This window comes from Cellvibrio sp. OA-2007 (genome assembly GCF_000953825.1).
In the GTDB taxonomy this organism is placed as follows: Bacteria; Pseudomonadota; Gammaproteobacteria; order Pseudomonadales; family Cellvibrionaceae; genus Cellvibrio.
This window is the reverse complement of record NZ_BBUL01000060.1, coordinates 1-15,454: the sequence shown is the minus strand read 5'-3', so window position 1 is coordinate 15,454 and position 15,454 is coordinate 1. Positions and strand designations below refer to the sequence as shown.

The 15,454-nt window shown below is 47.7% G+C and carries 17 protein-coding genes; 7 read left to right on the top strand and 10 right to left on the bottom strand.

Going from position 1 to position 15,454, the window contains the following annotated elements; translation table 11 throughout:
* Positions 1–28: 28 nt before the first annotated feature.
* The 6 genes from AWU77_RS02665 to AWU77_RS02640 all read right to left on the bottom strand — a co-directional run bounded on the left by AWU77_RS02665 (position 29) and on the right by AWU77_RS02640 (position 4,837).
* Complete coding sequence (locus tag AWU77_RS02665; RefSeq protein ID WP_062058869.1) at positions 29–295, bottom strand: DUF2304 family protein; 267 nt, start codon at positions 293–295, stop codon at positions 29–31.
* A 2-nt stretch (positions 296–297) separates the two neighbouring features.
* Positions 298–1,014, bottom strand: coding sequence for a glycosyltransferase family 2 protein (locus AWU77_RS02660; RefSeq protein ID WP_062058866.1), 717 nt, complete (start codon positions 1,012–1,014; stop codon positions 298–300).
* Between the two features lie 23 nt (positions 1,015–1,037).
* Complete coding sequence (locus tag AWU77_RS02655) at positions 1,038–3,008, bottom strand: NPCBM/NEW2 domain-containing protein (RefSeq protein ID WP_062058863.1); 1,971 nt, start codon at positions 3,006–3,008, stop codon at positions 1,038–1,040.
* A 35-nt stretch (positions 3,009–3,043) separates the two neighbouring features.
* Positions 3,044–4,003 (bottom strand): glycosyltransferase family 2 protein, encoded by a 960-nt coding sequence (locus AWU77_RS02650; protein WP_062058860.1) that lies wholly within the window; start codon positions 4,001–4,003, stop codon positions 3,044–3,046.
* Between the two features lies 1 nt (position 4,004).
* Positions 4,005–4,400: a GtrA family protein gene (locus AWU77_RS02645; RefSeq protein ID WP_062058857.1), complete on the bottom strand. Its 396-nt coding sequence runs from the start codon at positions 4,398–4,400 to the stop codon at positions 4,005–4,007.
* Between the two features lie 209 nt (positions 4,401–4,609).
* Entirely contained in the window at positions 4,610–4,837 is a 228-nt protein-coding gene (locus AWU77_RS02640; RefSeq protein WP_062058854.1) for a hypothetical protein, read from the bottom strand.
* A 289-nt stretch (positions 4,838–5,126) separates the two neighbouring features.
* On the opposite strand from AWU77_RS02640, the gene cueR reads away from it, so the two are divergent.
* The 4 genes from cueR to AWU77_RS02620 all read left to right on the top strand — a co-directional run bounded on the left by cueR (position 5,127) and on the right by AWU77_RS02620 (position 7,783).
* On the top strand, positions 5,127–5,582 hold the full coding sequence (gene cueR, locus AWU77_RS02635) for a Cu(I)-responsive transcriptional regulator (RefSeq protein WP_084617943.1): 456 nt from the start codon (positions 5,127–5,129) through the stop codon (positions 5,580–5,582).
* Positions 5,583–5,663: 81 nt separating this feature from the next.
* Positions 5,664–6,233, top strand: coding sequence for a dCTP deaminase (gene dcd, locus AWU77_RS02630; RefSeq protein ID WP_062058851.1), 570 nt, complete (start codon positions 5,664–5,666; stop codon positions 6,231–6,233).
* A gap of 83 nt (positions 6,234–6,316) precedes the next feature.
* Positions 6,317–7,543, top strand: a complete 1,227-nt coding sequence (locus AWU77_RS02625) for an NAD(P)/FAD-dependent oxidoreductase (RefSeq protein WP_084617941.1) — start codon at positions 6,317–6,319, stop codon at positions 7,541–7,543.
* 54 nt (positions 7,544–7,597) lie between these two features.
* Entirely contained in the window at positions 7,598–7,783 is a 186-nt protein-coding gene (locus AWU77_RS02620) for a hypothetical protein (RefSeq protein ID WP_062058844.1), read from the top strand.
* 72 nt (positions 7,784–7,855) lie between these two features.
* Here AWU77_RS02620 and AWU77_RS02615 read toward each other — a convergent pair whose 3' ends face one another.
* The 4 genes from AWU77_RS02615 to purM form a co-directional block, all read right to left on the bottom strand.
* A complete protein-coding gene (locus tag AWU77_RS02615) occupies positions 7,856–8,341 on the bottom strand; it encodes a peptidylprolyl isomerase (RefSeq protein ID WP_062058841.1) in 486 nt (161 codons plus the stop codon).
* Between the two features lie 64 nt (positions 8,342–8,405).
* Positions 8,406–9,119: a DUF3108 domain-containing protein gene (locus AWU77_RS02610; protein WP_062058838.1), complete on the bottom strand. Its 714-nt coding sequence runs from the start codon at positions 9,117–9,119 to the stop codon at positions 8,406–8,408.
* Positions 9,120–9,130: 11 nt separating this feature from the next.
* Positions 9,131–9,805, bottom strand: a complete 675-nt coding sequence (gene purN, locus AWU77_RS02605) for a phosphoribosylglycinamide formyltransferase (protein WP_062058835.1) — start codon at positions 9,803–9,805, stop codon at positions 9,131–9,133.
* A 4-nt stretch (positions 9,806–9,809) separates the two neighbouring features.
* A complete protein-coding gene (gene purM, locus AWU77_RS02600; RefSeq protein WP_062058832.1) occupies positions 9,810–10,865 on the bottom strand; it encodes a phosphoribosylformylglycinamidine cyclo-ligase in 1,056 nt (351 codons plus the stop codon).
* 250 nt (positions 10,866–11,115) lie between these two features.
* On the opposite strand from purM, the gene AWU77_RS02595 reads away from it, so the two are divergent.
* The 3 genes from AWU77_RS02595 to AWU77_RS02585 all read left to right on the top strand — a co-directional run bounded on the left by AWU77_RS02595 (position 11,116) and on the right by AWU77_RS02585 (position 15,294).
* The gene (locus tag AWU77_RS02595) at positions 11,116–12,540 is read left to right on the top strand and encodes a DUF2066 domain-containing protein (protein ID WP_193747483.1); all 1,425 of its coding nucleotides are present in this window, start codon (positions 11,116–11,118) and stop codon (positions 12,538–12,540) included.
* A 2-nt stretch (positions 12,541–12,542) separates the two neighbouring features.
* Positions 12,543–13,256 carry a DnaA regulatory inactivator Hda gene (hda, locus tag AWU77_RS02590; RefSeq protein ID WP_062058826.1) on the top strand — a complete coding sequence of 238 codons (714 nt, stop codon included), beginning with the start codon at positions 12,543–12,545 and terminating at the stop codon, positions 13,254–13,256.
* 196 nt (positions 13,257–13,452) lie between these two features.
* Positions 13,453–15,294, top strand: coding sequence for a glycoside hydrolase family 9 protein (locus AWU77_RS02585; RefSeq protein WP_084617937.1), 1,842 nt, complete (start codon positions 13,453–13,455; stop codon positions 15,292–15,294).
* The last annotated feature ends 160 nt before the right edge of the window (positions 15,295–15,454 follow it).

Genomic DNA, 15,454 nt, shown 5'->3' with positions numbered 1-15,454 from the left:
GTGAACTGTCCGAAGTTGGCGGAGGGGATCAGAACACCGAAAGCACCAGAATTAATAACAATGCCGCAGGCGCATACAAAATCCCCAGTGTGGTGGCGACTATTTCCAATAAGGGTTTAAAAATGGAGAGCGCGATAAAAATAAACCCAAAACCTAACCAAAGTAAGGAGTACTCTTCTTTCAGTTTTTTACGTTTTACCAGTTTCAGGATAAATAAAAATAACAACAAGCTACCGATTACAGAGAAGACTTGAATACGGTTAGCGATTAAAAAATTTATGGTGTCGTTTAGCATGATTAAATCCTGCGAATCTTTTGCCGTTGGGCAGTCATTAGCATGGCGAGAATTACTTTGATCATATAGTGCGCTGACTTTAATCCCGAAATTGATGATTCACCACCCTGGCGCTCGATCATTTCAACGGATACTTCGCGAATGCGGAAGTCATTTTTCCCTAACAGAATAACAGTTTCTGGTTCAGGGTAATCGGTTGGGTAATTCGCCGCTAAAAAAGCAATTGTTTGTTTGTTATAAGCTCTGAAGCCGGAGGTGCTGTCGGTAATTTTTTTACCAATTAGTGCGCGGCTCATCCATTCAAATATACGGATGCCAATTCTGCGCATAAAAGTAGATTGGAAGCCCATGGTCTTTTCTACAAAGCGGGAGCCTATACAGACGTCGGAATCATTAGTTTGCAATGGTGATAGAATTTTCGGTATTTCGCTGGCAAGGTGTTGGCCGTCGCCGTCAAATTGAATTGCATAGTCAAAATCATTATAAAAAGCATATTTAAAGCCTGTTTGCACTGCACCACCAATACCTAAGTTGGATGGCAGTTGAATAACGGTTGCCATGCCGTTGGCCTCCGCTTCGTGTTGAGTGTTGTCTTTTGAACCGTCATTAACAACCAAACATTCATAAGCGGAGTTGCAAGCGTTTAATGATTTGATCACCTTGGCGATATTTTTTTCTTCATTATACGCCGGGATAATTATTAAAATTCGTTCGCGCATTTGTTAAGCCTTAATTCAAAAAATCATTCAGTTGGGGTTGCTGTATCTACCGGTATGGCGCCACCTTGAGTTGTGATGTCAGTGGCAAAGGTGATAACAGTATTCACCCAGTCAGCATGATCCCATTTGTCATCTTTCAGTGGGGCAATTTTTAAATTCAGTTTTTGTACGCCGCGTACATCAATGGTGTGTGTGGATAAATCACGTTCGTGCCCAAAGTAGGGTTCTGATTGCCATAACAATTTGTCATCCCCCCAAACTGAAAACTGCACATCGGCTGTGCCTACTTCATCATCTAAACCCACCATGAAACTAAATTCGCTAACACCTTCTGGCAACTGGTATTGAATGTCCGAGCTGGCGTGAGTGCCTATGCCTTGTGCATAACGGCGGTTGGCGAGTGACAGATGATTGCCGTCATAGCTGCGATGCAGTGCCATAGTGCCGTGGTCTTGTTTGGCATAAACAAGTGTCAGGTCAGTCAGGAATTTTTGATTGGGGTTAAGTGAGAGCTGATGTATTTGGTAGCGCTCAGTAAAGTAGGCTGTCATACCGCTTGTCGCAATGATAAAAATCCAGAGCGCTAACAAGGGAGTCTTGGTGGCCTTTTGGGCAATTGAGGTCAGGCCTGCAAACAGTCGGTTGCCGACAACTAATTCTAGCAATCCTAATATCAATACAGCGACAACTAGCCATGATAAGCCATGCCAAATATCGGAACCGTTTATCTCTAGAATGATTAGCATGTTTAGTCCGCATAGCAGGCTAATCATAATGGGGTAAATTAATTTTTGTTGTGCAATAGCGGTATAGGTCAATGCCATCACCACAGCGGGGAACATGTAGCGCTCATGCATGGCTGGAAGCAAAGTAAAAAAGGCCACTGCGCAGATCATTGCGGCAAATAATGCGTGTGCTAGCAGGTTTTGGTCTTTTGGTTGCTCGGTGTTTTCTTGTGCAGTATTTTTCAGCAGATAGTGAATACCCTGTAGAAATACGCAGAGTGCGGTGAGTGAAAACAGTAACATTCCAAAATATTTAGCAGTAAATACCTTGGCGAGTGCCGAGTCTGCTGCGATACCAAATAGAATGATGTTATCTGGCGTTGTGTTGCCGGTGAGCAAAATCCAGATGTTGGCAGCATTGAATGTGGTCATAGGGTACTGACCAAGTGTGTCTATGTAGGCTTGTTTGAATGCTTGTAAAAAATGCCCGGCGAGAATAGATGGTAAAAATACCAGTGCACCTATTGCAATCGCAATTATTATTCCGGCTAGGTGTTTGCTGGTATGACGAAAAAATAAAAATCCGAATACGGGTGCAAATGCAATCATTTGGAATTTGGTCAGTAGTGCCAAGACAAATACGGGGATGGATAAATAACTCAAGTGTTGATTGACAGCGAGTAGCAGTGCAGCAAAGACCATCACTGCTGGGATTAGATCTACTTGTCCCCAAATCGGACCGTTAATCAAAATTGCCGGATTTAATACAGTTAATAACATCATCGTATGCAAAAAGGATCGCGACGCGTCAAAGCGTTTTAATTGGCTAAATACTAGGATGCTTAGTAAACAATGAAAAATCGTGACCGGTAATTGGGTAAGGAATTTTAAAAAGTCGTTATGTTCAAGTGGTATTCCACTCAGCGTATAAAACTTCCCAACTAAATAAAGCCAGTGTATATAAAGCGGTGGATAGTTGCCGTTAAAGCCGTCGTAGCCGTTAGTGGATAACTGACGCACCCAGTCTTGCCAGTATCCAAGGTCCTGGCTGTAACCTTTTAGAAACAGCAGGCTGAAATTGGCGACGACTACCAACACAAGATAGCACTGCAGTAAGCGTGCGAGATCCGGTGAGAATTTGCTACTTGCAAGCGGTGCAAGATCTTCTAGTGGCGCGATTGCCGGAGGCGCCTGAGTGACAACTTCAGATTGTTCCACTGGCGTGGGTTCAGTTGAATCGCTCAGGTTGTTAGCGTCTAAGGTGCTCATGTTATTAATTTTATTTTACCTGTATTAATGAAAGTTTAATCCTTTTTGCTTACTGTTTCGCTGATATGAAATTTCGGTCTTCTTTTTACTTCTTCATAAATTTTTGACAAATACTCGCCGATAATTCCCAAGCAGAGTAATTGCACGCTGCCGATAAAGAGCAAAGGCAAAAGTACCGATGCCCAGCCGGGCGCTGCATTATCGGTAAATAAGCGTACGACCAAAACCCAAGCAATTAAACTAAAGGATGCAAAACCAGAGAGCAGGCCTAACACAGTAATCATTCGCAGGGGGGCGGTAGAAAATGCGGTAATGCCTTTCCAGGCAAACGACAACATTTTCTTCAGCGGATACTTACTTTCACCCGCTTCACGCGCTTGACGTTCGTACTCGACAACAGACGATGGATAGCCAACTTCGCGCACTATGCCGCGTAAAAACAAATTGGATTCATCGTACTCTTTTAAGGATTCCAGTGCGCGGCGCGAGAGCAAGCGGAAATCGGCGTGATTAAACACCAGATCAACACCCATCTTTTTCATGAGATGGTAATAACCTTCGGCCGTAAAGCGTTTAAAAAACGTATCGGTGTGACGCGCTGAGCGTACACCGTAAACTACATCGTTGCCTTTTAAGTATTCATCCACCATGGCTTCAATATTTTGTGGGTCATCTTGCAAGTCGGCATCGATGCTGACGGTAATGTCTTCAGTGGTGGTGCACAGACCCGCATACAGTGCATTTTGGTGGCCTTTGTTGCGCGACAGTTTTATCGCAACAAGTGCCGAATTATTTGCCGCTTCTTCGGCGAGAATTTTCCAGGTTTTATCTTTGCTGCCATCATCAACCAGGTATATTTTTGAGTCTTGATTGATTTTGCCTTTGGCGATCATGGCATCGCGCAGGTTCAGCATGGTTGCTAGTGTTTTTGGCAGCATCTCTTCTTCGTTGTAGCAGGGAATAACAACCGCAAGTGATGGGATGGATGTTGTCATGTTAGTGATTCCTGTAGATCCAGAATTTATGTACCGCAAAATTCAATACCACGGTGATTCCCGTAGCCAGAAATTGGGCAACCAAATAATGCTCGACCCATGGCAGGGCGAGATAGTTATCGAATAACCATAAAAAAGCGGCAAACAACACGGTGTTTGTTGATAAGCCTATAGCAACCGCAAACGCATATTTTGGAAACGTCTGCTTATGGCTGTTAGAGCTCTTGAACGTATAGTGGTAGTTCGCCCAGTAGTTAAAGAATGACGAGAGCACATATCCGGTGGCAGAGGCAACGACCTCTGGCAGCAAGTGACTTTCGATAAACAGGATCAGCAATAAAAACTGAATCAAGGTGGATATACCACCAATACCTACAAACAGGACGAAGCGTTTCATTGTTATTCTATTGAGTTGTTATTGTTACGAATGGTGAGTAAGGCACTGTCGTAAAAACGCAGCACATTAGCATACTTTTAGCGCAAAAGTGGTAGGAATTATCAAAGCTGAAAGTAGCTTAGTGAGGGAGTGTGACGGTTGTATAAAATTATTGTCGATGGCGCAAACTGATAATGATTGGGTGTCGTTTTTATGTTTGATATTGACGTTTACGCCCAGCGTAGTGCCGCACCTGTGCGCTCAATATAGATATATTCCACTTTGTTAGTTAAGGGGTGACAAGTGTGGCGCAAGTGATGATGGTCTAGCGTTGATCCCATATATTCCCAGCAGTGCCCCTCATGGACACAAAGTGAGTCACCGTCGTTTAAGCGATAACCAGCCAATTCATCCCACATTTTTTGCCATTCGGGGTGATTGATGTCGAGATATTCCATAAATCGTCCTTTAATTGGTGAAGCTTTTGGGTGAATCAGGGTAAACATTGTTCAGTTATTTTGGTTTATTAAATAATATTGTCAAGAATCATTTATAACTCAATGATTTATATAGAATAATTTATTAATAATTGTGTGTTACATCACCTATTCTAAACTGTTTTTGAACAAAATTGGCGTTCAAATTTGTTTTTTTATCAATTTCTGAGTGACTATTTTTAATTGACATTACAGTTACTGTCATGTTTAAAGTGGCGTACTTAATTAGAGTGATATACAAGGAGAAGAAATGAATATCAGTCAGGCGGCGCAAGCGTGTGGCTTGCCGAATAAAACCATTCGCTACTACGAGGAAATTGGTTTGGTAGTGCCAATGCGGCAAGAGGGTAATGATTACCGGGTGTACTCCTTGGCTGATATAGCGCAATTGCGCTTTTTACAGCGTGCACGGGCGGTAGGGTTTAGTTTGGATGAGTGCCGTGAATTATTGGCGCTCTATAGTAATCCGCAGCGGCGCTGCGCCGAGGTAAAGGCGCTGGTGAATGAAAAAATTATCCAAGTCGATCAGCAATTAATTGCCCTGAATGCGATGCGTGAGACATTGATAACTATGGCGAATGAGTGTGCGGGCGACGATACCAGTGATTGTGCAATTATCAATCAGCTGGCGGTGACTGAATCCCCTGTGATGAAAAGGCCTTCTTCCATGGCGTTTACGCTGGTCGATGTGCCTGATGAACACTGATCTCTAACTGGCGGTCGGTGTTTTTCTGCGCGGAAAAAGGCTATGATGCGCGCCGTTTAACTATTTGAAAGTGGAGCAATTATGAGCATCAAATCCGATAAGTGGATGCGCCGTATGGCCGAAGAGCACGGTATGATCGAACCCTTTGAGCCGGGTCAGATTCGTTACGATGCTGCCGGTCAGCGCATAGTGTCTTACGGTACATCCAGCTATGGTTACGATGTTCGCTGCGCCGATGAGTTTAAAATTTTTACCAATGTCCACTCCACTGTGGTTGATCCGAAAAACTTTGATGAAAAAAGTTTTGTTGATATCAAAAGTGATGTGTGCATTATCCCGCCCAACTCCTTTGCACTGGCGCGCACGGTTGAATACTTTCGTATTCCGCGCAGCATTCTTACTGTGTGCCTGGGTAAGTCCACCTATGCCCGCTGCGGCATCATCGTTAACGTAACGCCGCTGGAGCCTGAGTGGGAAGGGCATGTGACCCTGGAGTTTTCCAATACCACGCCTTTGCCTGCAAAAATTTATGCCAACGAAGGTGTTGCGCAAATGTTGTTTTTTGAAACCGATGAGGTGTGTGAAACCTCTTATAAGGATCGTGGCGGTAAGTATCAAGGTCAGCGTGGCGTAACCCTGCCGCGCACTTAAGCTTGCGCCGTGGTTTTTGTGCAAGTCATTCAGCGTAAATAATTTTTTGCAGGTGCCATGCACCAATTTTTATGGTGCATGGTATGGCATTACCCTCGCAAACCCAGGTGTTAATTATTGGTGCTGGTGCAGCAGGGCTTATGTGCGCAGCAGCTGCTGGTCAGCGTGGCCGTGCAGTGGTGGTGATCGATCACGCCAATAAGGTTGGTAAAAAAATTCTTATGTCGGGTGGCGGGCGCTGTAATTTCACCAATATGGATGTGCTGCCCAAAAACTATCTCTCCGATAATTCACACTTTTGCAAATCTGCGCTTGCGCGTTATACCCAGTGGGATTTCATCGCGCTGGTGCAAAAACATCAAATCCCTTATCACGAAAAAAAACTCGGCCAATTATTTTGCGATAACAAAGCGCAAGATATTTTGTCTATGTTGCTCGATGAGTGCGCGCAAGCGGGCGCCGATATTTATACGCTGTGCGATATAGAACAGGTGATTGCATTGGCAGAGAGTGACTTGCCTATGCGCTACAAGGTGAAAGCCTCGCAGGGAACAATTTATTGTGAGTCTCTGGTGGTGGCAACCGGTGGGCTTTCAATTCCGACTATGGGCGCGACGGGTGTTGGCTACGAACTGGCGGAGCAGTTTGGTTTGCCGCTAAAAGCGCGTACAGCAGGTTTGGTTCCGTTCACCCTTTCTCCTGCACAACTTGCGATATTTTCGCCCTGTGTTGGCAATGCACTTGATGTCAGCGTAAGTTGTGAAACTGCATATGGGCAGATGAGTTTTGCGGAAGCTATGTTGTTTACCCATCGCGGCCTCAGTGGCCCCGCGATGCTGCAGATTTCGTCTTATTGGCAGCCAGGAAAAGAGCTGAGTATCAATTTATTGCCGCAGATAAATTTGGTTGATTTTTTAACCGAGCAACAACAGGTGCGGCCGAAGACATTGCTCACTACCATTATGGGTGAGTTGCTTACCAAAAATATCGCGCAGTGTTTTTGTGATCATTGGGCTGAGCAATGGAGTGGCAATCGCCCAATTAATCAATACACACCAAAAGAAGTGCAGATGATTGCGGAACACTTTCATGAATGGCGGATTATGCCGGCGGGTACTGAAGGCTATCGCACTGCTGAAGTAACCTTGGGTGGCGTTGATACCAATCAGCTATCGTCTAAAACTATGGAGGCAAAAACGCAGGCGGGTTTGTTTTTTATTGGTGAGGTAGTTGATGTCACCGGTCATTTAGGTGGTTTTAATTTTCAGTGGGCCTGGGCCTCGGGTGTGGCGGCGGGTACTTATGTGTAAGTGGATTTGGCTAATCGATGAGGTTAAGTAATGGATAGTCAGAGAGGTTAAATAATGGGTGATGTGATCCAATTTAAAAAGCCGAGTCCATTTGATAAACACAAGGGTAAAACACTGTGTCGCAGTGGTTTTCACAAGTGGGAAGTGGTGAAAGAAAAACAATTTGATGTAAAACAGGGCAAGTTGGTGACCATCTATAAATGCAGCCGCTGCGGTGAGCAAAAAGTAGAATTGAAATAAAGTGTCGCAGCAGTAAAAAATTCCATAAAAAAGGCTCCATTGCGGAGCCTTTTTAATTTAAGTCAGCAGCACTTAATGGTGATGATGACCGCCAGCGCCGTGGGCGTGGCCGTGGTTCAATTCTTCTTCGGTAGCAGCGCGCACTTCGGTGATTTCAACGTCAAAGGTTAAATCAACACCGGCCAATGGGTGGTTGCCATCAATAGTTACTTGGTCGCCTTCTACTTTGGTTACGGTAACGACTTGCAGGCCTTGTTCGGTTTCAGCGTGGAATTCCATGCCAACTTCAATATTGTCGATGCCGGTGAACATGTTAGATGGCAACTCTTGCACCAAACTGTCATCGCGCAGGCCGTACGCTTCCGCCGCATTAACCGATACATTCAGTTTGTCGCCAACTACTTTGCCTACCAGTGCATCTTCCAGGCCGGGGATAATGTTGCCCGCACCGTGCAAGTAAGATAGAGGCTCGTGACCTTCAGAAGAGTCGAGCACTTTGCCTGAGCCGTCAGTTAATGTGTAGTGAAAGCTGGCAACGCAATTTTCAGAGATATTCATAAAGAGCCTTTTGGTTTAGGTAAGTAGGTTTAAGTGAATAGGGTTAATCAATATTGGTAAGTCGTTAAAATTTTTCGATGGCTTTGCCATTGCGCGATGCTTTGTGGATATAAATGGTGTAAGCATCGCCTTTTTCTTCTTGCTGTAAACGAACCAGCAGATAGCTCCAGTCTTTGGCGAGCCAAGCGTAAGTGACACGTTCGTCGTTATCGCGGCTGCGCTTTACTTTAATGGTGTTCACTTTGCCCAGGGGGGTATCCAGCATCTCTTCACCGACAATGGTGAATTTGTATTCTTTCAGGCGACCGCCATCGGCGATTTGGTAAGTAAAGCTTTTTTGTCCGTTGAGTAAATCCTGTTGCATTTGGATTTGGTAGCTCAGCTTATCTTGCACTTTCTGCGCTATATCCATCTGCCAACTGGTTTTTTGTACGTTGTTGGTGACAGTTTTCTTTTTCCAGTCAAACGATAATTCTGCGGTGCGATCTTTGCCTACGCCTCTACGAGCATAGCTGTAATGTAGTGGACTGACGGTTTGCTGTACCGGGTTCCACTGCAACTTGCTTTGCTCGGTAATGCTGCCGAGCATGGACTCAGCTTTAAATAACAGATCGTATTGATTGTCGGCTGTTTTGCTCAGACGGTTGGTGACGGTGATATTAAAACCGTAGAGTTTTGCTTTGTATTGGTTGTCGAAGGTTGTTGGTGCATCTGCTGCCGTGACAAAGTGTGATACAAGTGTGGCGACACATAGCGCTATAGCGCGAAGGCATTGCATAGGAGTTCCTTTTATGGCTCATTGGCCTTAATTTGATAGCCGCACGCGGGTAAAGTTTCACCTTTTAACACAGCTTTGCCTTCATCTGTCATCACCAAATCGCCTAGGGCAAACCATTTTACGGCGAGTGGATAGATTACATGCTCCTGACGTTGTACCCGTTTAGCGAGTAAATTGGCATCATCATTTGCCAGTACGGGTACCACGGCCTGAATGGCGGCAGGGCCACCATCCAGCTCGGCAGTGACAAAATGTACAGTAACCCCATGCTCTTGTTCACCTGCATCAAGTGCGCGCTGATGGGTGTGCAGCCCCTGAAACTTAGGCAGTAGCGACGGATGTATGTTGAGCATTCGCCCTAAGTAGTGCTGGGTGAATTCAGGGGTGAGAATGCGCATAAATCCAGCCAGTACCACCAAGCCCGGGGTATAGGCATCAATGGTGCGCATCAATTCCTGATCAAAGGCTTCGCGGCTGGCAAAGCTTTTGTGGTCAAGTACCGCGGTGGGTATGCCTGCGGTTGCTGCGCGTGTTAAGCCCATTACATCGGGGCGATTACTGATTACCGCGGCAATCTCGATGGGCAGCTCACCTGCCGCTACACCATCGATCAGCGCTTGCAGGTTGCTGCCACTACCGGAGATAAGTACAACAACCTTCAAGGTTTTTACGTTGGAGTCGGACATGCGGTTAGAGGCCTTGCAGCTCAACCTGGTGTTCGTCACCAGTTGATTTAGCGATAGAGCCGATCACAAACGCAGTTTCGCCCGCTGCGCGCAGAATGCTCAGCGCGTTATCGGTTTCGCTCGCTGGAATCGCGATCACCATGCCCACACCGCAGTTAAAGGTGCGGTACATTTCGCGCACATCCACATTGCCGCCTTTTTGCAGCCATTGGAATACGGGTGGGAAGGTCCAGCTCTTGGTATCGATAACCGCTTTGCAGCCTTCGGGCAATACACGAGGAATGTTTTCAGTCAGGCCGCCGCCGGTGATGTGTGCCATAGCGTTTACGCTGGATTCTTTGATCAGCTTAAGGACTGATTTCACGTAAATGCGGGTTGGCTCCATCAGTGCGTCTGCCAAAGTTCTGCCACCGCAGTCTTGGGTCAAATCGGCATTGGTGACTTCGATGATTTTGCGGATCAATGAGTAGCCGTTGGAGTGAGGGCCGCTAGAGGTGAGGGCGATTAAGGTGTCGCCTTCTTTCACTTTGCTGCCATCGATAATTTCAGATTTTTCGACCACGCCGGTGCAGAAGCCCGCCAAGTCGTAATCTTCGCCTTCATACATGCCGGGCATTTCAGCGGTTTCGCCGCCGACCAATGAACAGCCTGCCAGTTCGCAGCCGTCGCCGATACCGGATACCACTGCAGCAGCAACATCTACATTCAGTTTGCCGGTGGCGTAGTAGTCGAGGAAAAACAGTGGCTCGGCGCCAGTAACAACCAAATCGTTAACGCACATGGCAACCAGATCGATACCGATGGTGTCGTGCTTTTGCAGGTTCATCGCCAAGCGCAGTTTGGTGCCCACACCATCGGTGCCGGATACCAGTACCGGTTGGCGATAGCCAGCAGGAATCTCACACAGAGCGGCAAAGCCACCCAAGCCGGCCATTACCTCGGGGCGACGGGTGCGTTTAGCGACGCTCTTAATACGCTCGACCAGCGCATCGCCAGCTTCAATATCAACGCCTGCATCTTTGTAGCTAAGGGATGGGGTAGGGGTTTGGTTTTGGCTCATAGGAAAGGGCTCACAGCTCTGGCAGTTGGACTGGTTGAAAAAAAGGCCGCCATTCTAACAGCTTATATGGCCGCTTGCAGGTTCAAAGCGCAGTGCCTGTGCAAGTAATTCTGTTTCTGCTGAAGAATGGGGTGCTGGCAATACGGGTTTTTGTTGAATGCTTCCCTAATTTGGTCTGCCGCGCACTTGTTTAAGCCTGTTACAATGCCGCCTCACTGCTTGTTGCTGACTGTATTTAGAGGTATTTCTGTTGCGTTTTCTGCATCTACGTCTGCTGGTTTCATCCTTGTCTGTATGCTTGAGTGTCGCGCTTGCCTGCGGTGCAAATGCGGGGCAAAAGGTCGATATCTATCGCACCGATACACTGGTGAAATCTCAATCCGAGCGCGAGCGCAATGCCGCTGCCCGTACCACCTTTGGCCAGTTGATCGTGCGTGTTTCCGGGCAGACCAGTGCGCTGGAGCATCCTGCTATCAAGGCTGCATTACCAAAAGCAGAGAATTATCTGTTTGGTTTTAGTTACAAATCCTCTGCTGAAAAAATCACTGTCGATGGCAAAACCTTCCCGGCTGTTGGTTTGCAATTGAACTATGAACCTTTGGCGATTGAGCAATTATTGCGTGAATCGCAATTGCCGCTGTGGCCTGCTATTCGCCCGAAGGTGCTGGTGTGGTTGGTGGCCAAAGACCCAACCGGCTTGCGGTTGGTGCCTGAGCTCACCGATTTACAGGCGATGCAGATGCAAGCGGAGTATCGCGGCTTGCCACTGGTATTCCCCAAGTTGGATTTGGAGGACACTCTGTCACTCAGCGCCAACGACTTGTGGGAATTGAATCGGGAAAAAATTGCAGCGGCATCGCTGCGCTACAAAGCAGATGCAATCCTAGTTGGGCGCTACACGCCTTCCAGTATGGGAGTGATCCCCGCGCCGGTGATCCCGGAGGAGCAAATTGACGATTTGATCGATGCAGCATATGCAACATCGAGTAGTGCTTCCTCCTCTTCAGTGACGGCAAGCTCTAGCCAAGCGGGCGATAACCTTGTGGTGGCCGAGCCAATTCCTGGCCCTTGGATGGGTGATTGGCAGTTGTTGCATGAAGCTAGCGATCAATCTTTTGCCGATGAAACACCAGAAATCAAAGGCTTGTTTGTCGCCGCCATTGATCATGCTGCTGATTATTTTGCCCATCAATACGCCATCATGCCCACCAATCAAGGGCCACAAACGATTGTGTTGCACGTTGGCAATATCACTAGTTTTGGCGCGTTCAAGCAGGTGCAGGCTTATCTGAGTGAGCTGGCGATGGTGCAGCGAATGGAAGTGATGCAGGTTAATGCCGAAGGTTTGCGCGTGCGCTTAACAACCGAGGGCGATGCGCGTTTATTGATGAGTACGCTGGCGCTGGGGCGCCGTTTGGCGCCGCTGCAATCTGAATCTTTGACTGACCCACTTGCGCAAACACCTATGGTGGCAGCACCAGCAGATGATCAGGAATTAGGGTCTATCGATCCGGCAACAGCAGAAGGTATCGATGCCGACGCCATGGCGGAGCTGGATCAAGCGCTGGCAAATGAGCAAATCCCCGGCATTACTCCCGAGCCGCAGGCGCTGGAAACAGCTCCTGTTTATGGCGGCACTGTTGAAAACCCTTTGATGTATGTGTGGCAGAAGTAGTTATGGTTAGCTTGCCCCAGCAATTGTCCTTGAGTGTCAACCTGAATGATGACGCCACGTTTGATAATTTCTATGCTCCCGCCCATACGCACAACGCGATGGTGGTGAAAGGCTTGCGCGATCAGTTGGATGATAGCGGTGAAGCCTTTGTCTATTTATGGGGTGCTCCTGGTTGCGGTTTGACGCACCTGTTACAAGCTGCCTGTCATCAAGCGCAAAGTATGGGTATGTCGGTACAGTATTTGCCATTGCGCGATTTGGTCGGTTATGCGCCGGACGAATTATTTACCGGTTTGGAAATGGTTGATCTAGTCTGTCTCGATTGCCTGCCTACCGTTGCTGGCCGCCCCGATTGGGAGTTGGCGATTTTTAATCTTTACAACCAACTGCGCGACCAAGGTAAACGCTTGTTGGTTGCCGCTGAGCACAGCCCACGCGAGCTGGCGTTAAGTTTGGAAGATTTGCGCTCCCGCTTGCAGTGGGGGCTGACTTATCAGGTGCACAGCTTGAGTGATGACGATAAACAGCAAGCGCTGCAGATGCGCGCTCGTGCGCGCGGGTTGGAATTGAGTGAGGATGTGGCGCAATACATTATTCAACGCCTGCCGCGCGACACTAATGAGCTCTTTTGGCAGCTAGCGCGGCTTGATCACGCCTCGCTTGCCGAGCAACGTAAACTTACCATTCCTTTTGTAAAGAAAGTATTAGCGATTTGATCTCCCTCTGCTTCGCCTCCAAACTCCGCTAAAGCTGATCACCACTTTAGGTTTTCACATAAAGCGGGACGTAGACAAGTGAGTAATACACTAATCTTGTTCCGCGTACTCAGCTTAACAATATAACGATAATCAGATTACGTTCATCACAACGACAACAGGTTCGAACGAGCCTGATTTGCAATGGAGAATCCCAATGGCTTTATTTATACCGACTCGTTTGGTGTCGGCGCTGGCACTTGTTGGCGCATCCAGTTTAATGCTTGGTTGTGGCAGCAGTAGTGGAGGCGGTGGCGGCACGGGTGCCAGTTCAATTAAGGCGACTTCATCTTCATCCACCGCGACAGTTGCTAGCAGCAGTGCCGCTGTTAGTTCCACCGCGGTCATTGCTGGGAGCATTAAGCTCAATCAGCTCGGATTCTTGCCCGAGTCGGCCAAATGGGCGGTGGTGCCTGCAGGCAGTGCGACCAGTTTTAAAGTAATCAGTACAACCACCAGTGCAGAAGTGTTTAGCGGTAATTTAAGTGCAGCCGCTACCTGGAGCGCGTCAGAAGAGAGCGTCAAGTTGGCCGATTTTTCCGGCCTAAAAACACCGGGAGATTATCTCTTGCGGGTTGACGGCGTGAAGGATTCCTATGCCTTTACGATTGCTGCAGATGTTTACAGTGCTTTAACCGCCGCGAGCATCAAAGCCTTTTATTTCAATCGCAATAGCGCTGAATTGTTAACTGCGCACGCGGGGATTTTTGCGCGTCCGCTCGGGCATCCTGACACCAATGTAGTAGTGCATGCATCCGCAGCAACTGCCGCGCGCCCGGCAGGCACAGTAATTTCCAGCCCCAAGGGTTGGTACGACGCGGGCGATTACAATAAGTACATAGTGAACTCGGGCATTGCGACCTATTCACTGCTTGCGGCGTACGAACATTTTCCCGCAGTGTTTGATAATCAAAATTTGAACATCCCCGAAAGTGGCGACGCCATTCCCGATTTGCTTAACGAAGCACTGTGGAATCTGGAGTGGATGTTGACCATGCAAGACCCAAATGATGGCGGCGTTTATCACAAACTCACCAATAAAAATTTTGATGGTTTAGTGATGCCGCACCAAGCAACCAGCGAGCGTTATGTAGTGCAAAAAACCACGGCAGCGGCGCTGGATTTTGCCGCCGTTATGGCAACGGCCAGCCGTGTTGTTGCGCAATATGAAACCCAGTTGCCCGGTATGTCCGCCAAGATGTTGGTTGCGGCAGAATCCGCGTGGAGTTGGGCAGTTGCCAATCCTGCAATTACTTATCAACAACCGAGCGATATAAAAACTGGCGAATACGGCGATGGTAATCTCAGCGACGAATTTGCTTGGGCCGCAGCTGAGTTGTACATCACTAGTAAAAAAGACGCTTATTACACCGCGATGAAACCAACGGAAACCTTTGCCACAGTTCCTTCGTGGGGGGACGTGCGCGGCTTGGGTTGGATTTCACTGGCGCATCACCGCGAGAATTTAACTGCAATCGCCGATAAACAATTAATTGCCAACCGTATCGATAGCCTCGCGGCGAGTTTGCAATCGGTTTGGGCGGCTTCGGCTTATCGCGTCACTATGCAGAAAAATGATTTTGTGTGGGGCAGCAACTCGGTGGCGCTGGGGCAGGCAATGATGTTGGTGCAAGGCTATCGTTTAAACGGCAAGCGCGACTATCTGGATGCCGCGCAAGCGATGCTGGATTACGTACTCGGCCGCAACGCGACGGATATGTCATTTGTCACCGGCTATGGTGATAAAGCAACAATGCATCCACATCACCGACCGTCGGAAGCCGATGGCATCGCGCAACCTATTCCCGGTTTTATCGCCGGTGGTCCACAGCCGGGGCAGCAGGATAAATCCGGTTGTAATGTGCCTTATCCTTCCAATATCGCCGCTAAATCCTATTTGGACGATTGGTGTAGCTATGCGAGCAATGAAATCGCTATTAACTGGAACGCGCCTTTGGTGTATGTATCTGCGGCGATTGAGGCGTTGACGCCGAAATAGTAGAGATGTTTTCTTGAGATCAATATCGCATAGCAAAGATGTATTTTTAATCTGGGGAGTCGTCATCCTCGCGTAGCGGGGATCCATAGGCTTAATTACTAAAAGCTGGACTCCCGCAAGCGGGAGTGACGATAAATATCGGAAGTGAATAATATGCGAG

Coding starts and splice junctions, on each gene's coding strand:
- dcd (WP_062058851.1), top strand. CDS start 5,664: ATGAGCATCAAATCCGATAAGTGGATGCGCCGTATGGCCGAAGAGCAC.
- AWU77_RS02615 (WP_062058841.1), bottom strand. CDS start 8,341: ATGAATATCTCTGAAAATTGCGTTGCCAGCTTTCACTACACATTAACT.
- AWU77_RS02665 (WP_062058869.1), bottom strand. CDS start 295: ATGCTAAACGACACCATAAATTTTTTAATCGCTAACCGTATTCAAGTC.
- purN (WP_062058835.1), bottom strand. CDS start 9,805: ATGTCCGACTCCAACGTAAAAACCTTGAAGGTTGTTGTACTTATCTCC.
- cueR (WP_084617943.1), top strand. CDS start 5,127: ATGAATATCAGTCAGGCGGCGCAAGCGTGTGGCTTGCCGAATAAAACC.
- AWU77_RS02620 (WP_062058844.1), top strand. CDS start 7,598: ATGGGTGATGTGATCCAATTTAAAAAGCCGAGTCCATTTGATAAACAC.
- AWU77_RS02660 (WP_062058866.1), bottom strand. CDS start 1,014: ATGCGCGAACGAATTTTAATAATTATCCCGGCGTATAATGAAGAAAAA.
- AWU77_RS02610 (WP_062058838.1), bottom strand. CDS start 9,119: ATGCAATGCCTTCGCGCTATAGCGCTATGTGTCGCCACACTTGTATCA.
- AWU77_RS02645 (WP_062058857.1), bottom strand. CDS start 4,400: ATGAAACGCTTCGTCCTGTTTGTAGGTATTGGTGGTATATCCACCTTG.
- AWU77_RS02625 (WP_084617941.1), top strand. CDS start 6,317: ATGGCATTACCCTCGCAAACCCAGGTGTTAATTATTGGTGCTGGTGCA.
- purM (WP_062058832.1), bottom strand. CDS start 10,865: ATGAGCCAAAACCAAACCCCTACCCCATCCCTTAGCTACAAAGATGCA.
- AWU77_RS02640 (WP_062058854.1), bottom strand. CDS start 4,837: ATGGAATATCTCGACATCAATCACCCCGAATGGCAAAAAATGTGGGAT.
- hda (WP_062058826.1), top strand. CDS start 12,543: ATGGTTAGCTTGCCCCAGCAATTGTCCTTGAGTGTCAACCTGAATGAT.
- AWU77_RS02585 (WP_084617937.1), top strand. CDS start 13,453: ATGGCTTTATTTATACCGACTCGTTTGGTGTCGGCGCTGGCACTTGTT.
- AWU77_RS02650 (WP_062058860.1), bottom strand. CDS start 4,003: ATGACAACATCCATCCCATCACTTGCGGTTGTTATTCCCTGCTACAAC.
- AWU77_RS02655 (WP_062058863.1), bottom strand. CDS start 3,008: ATGAGCACCTTAGACGCTAACAACCTGAGCGATTCAACTGAACCCACG.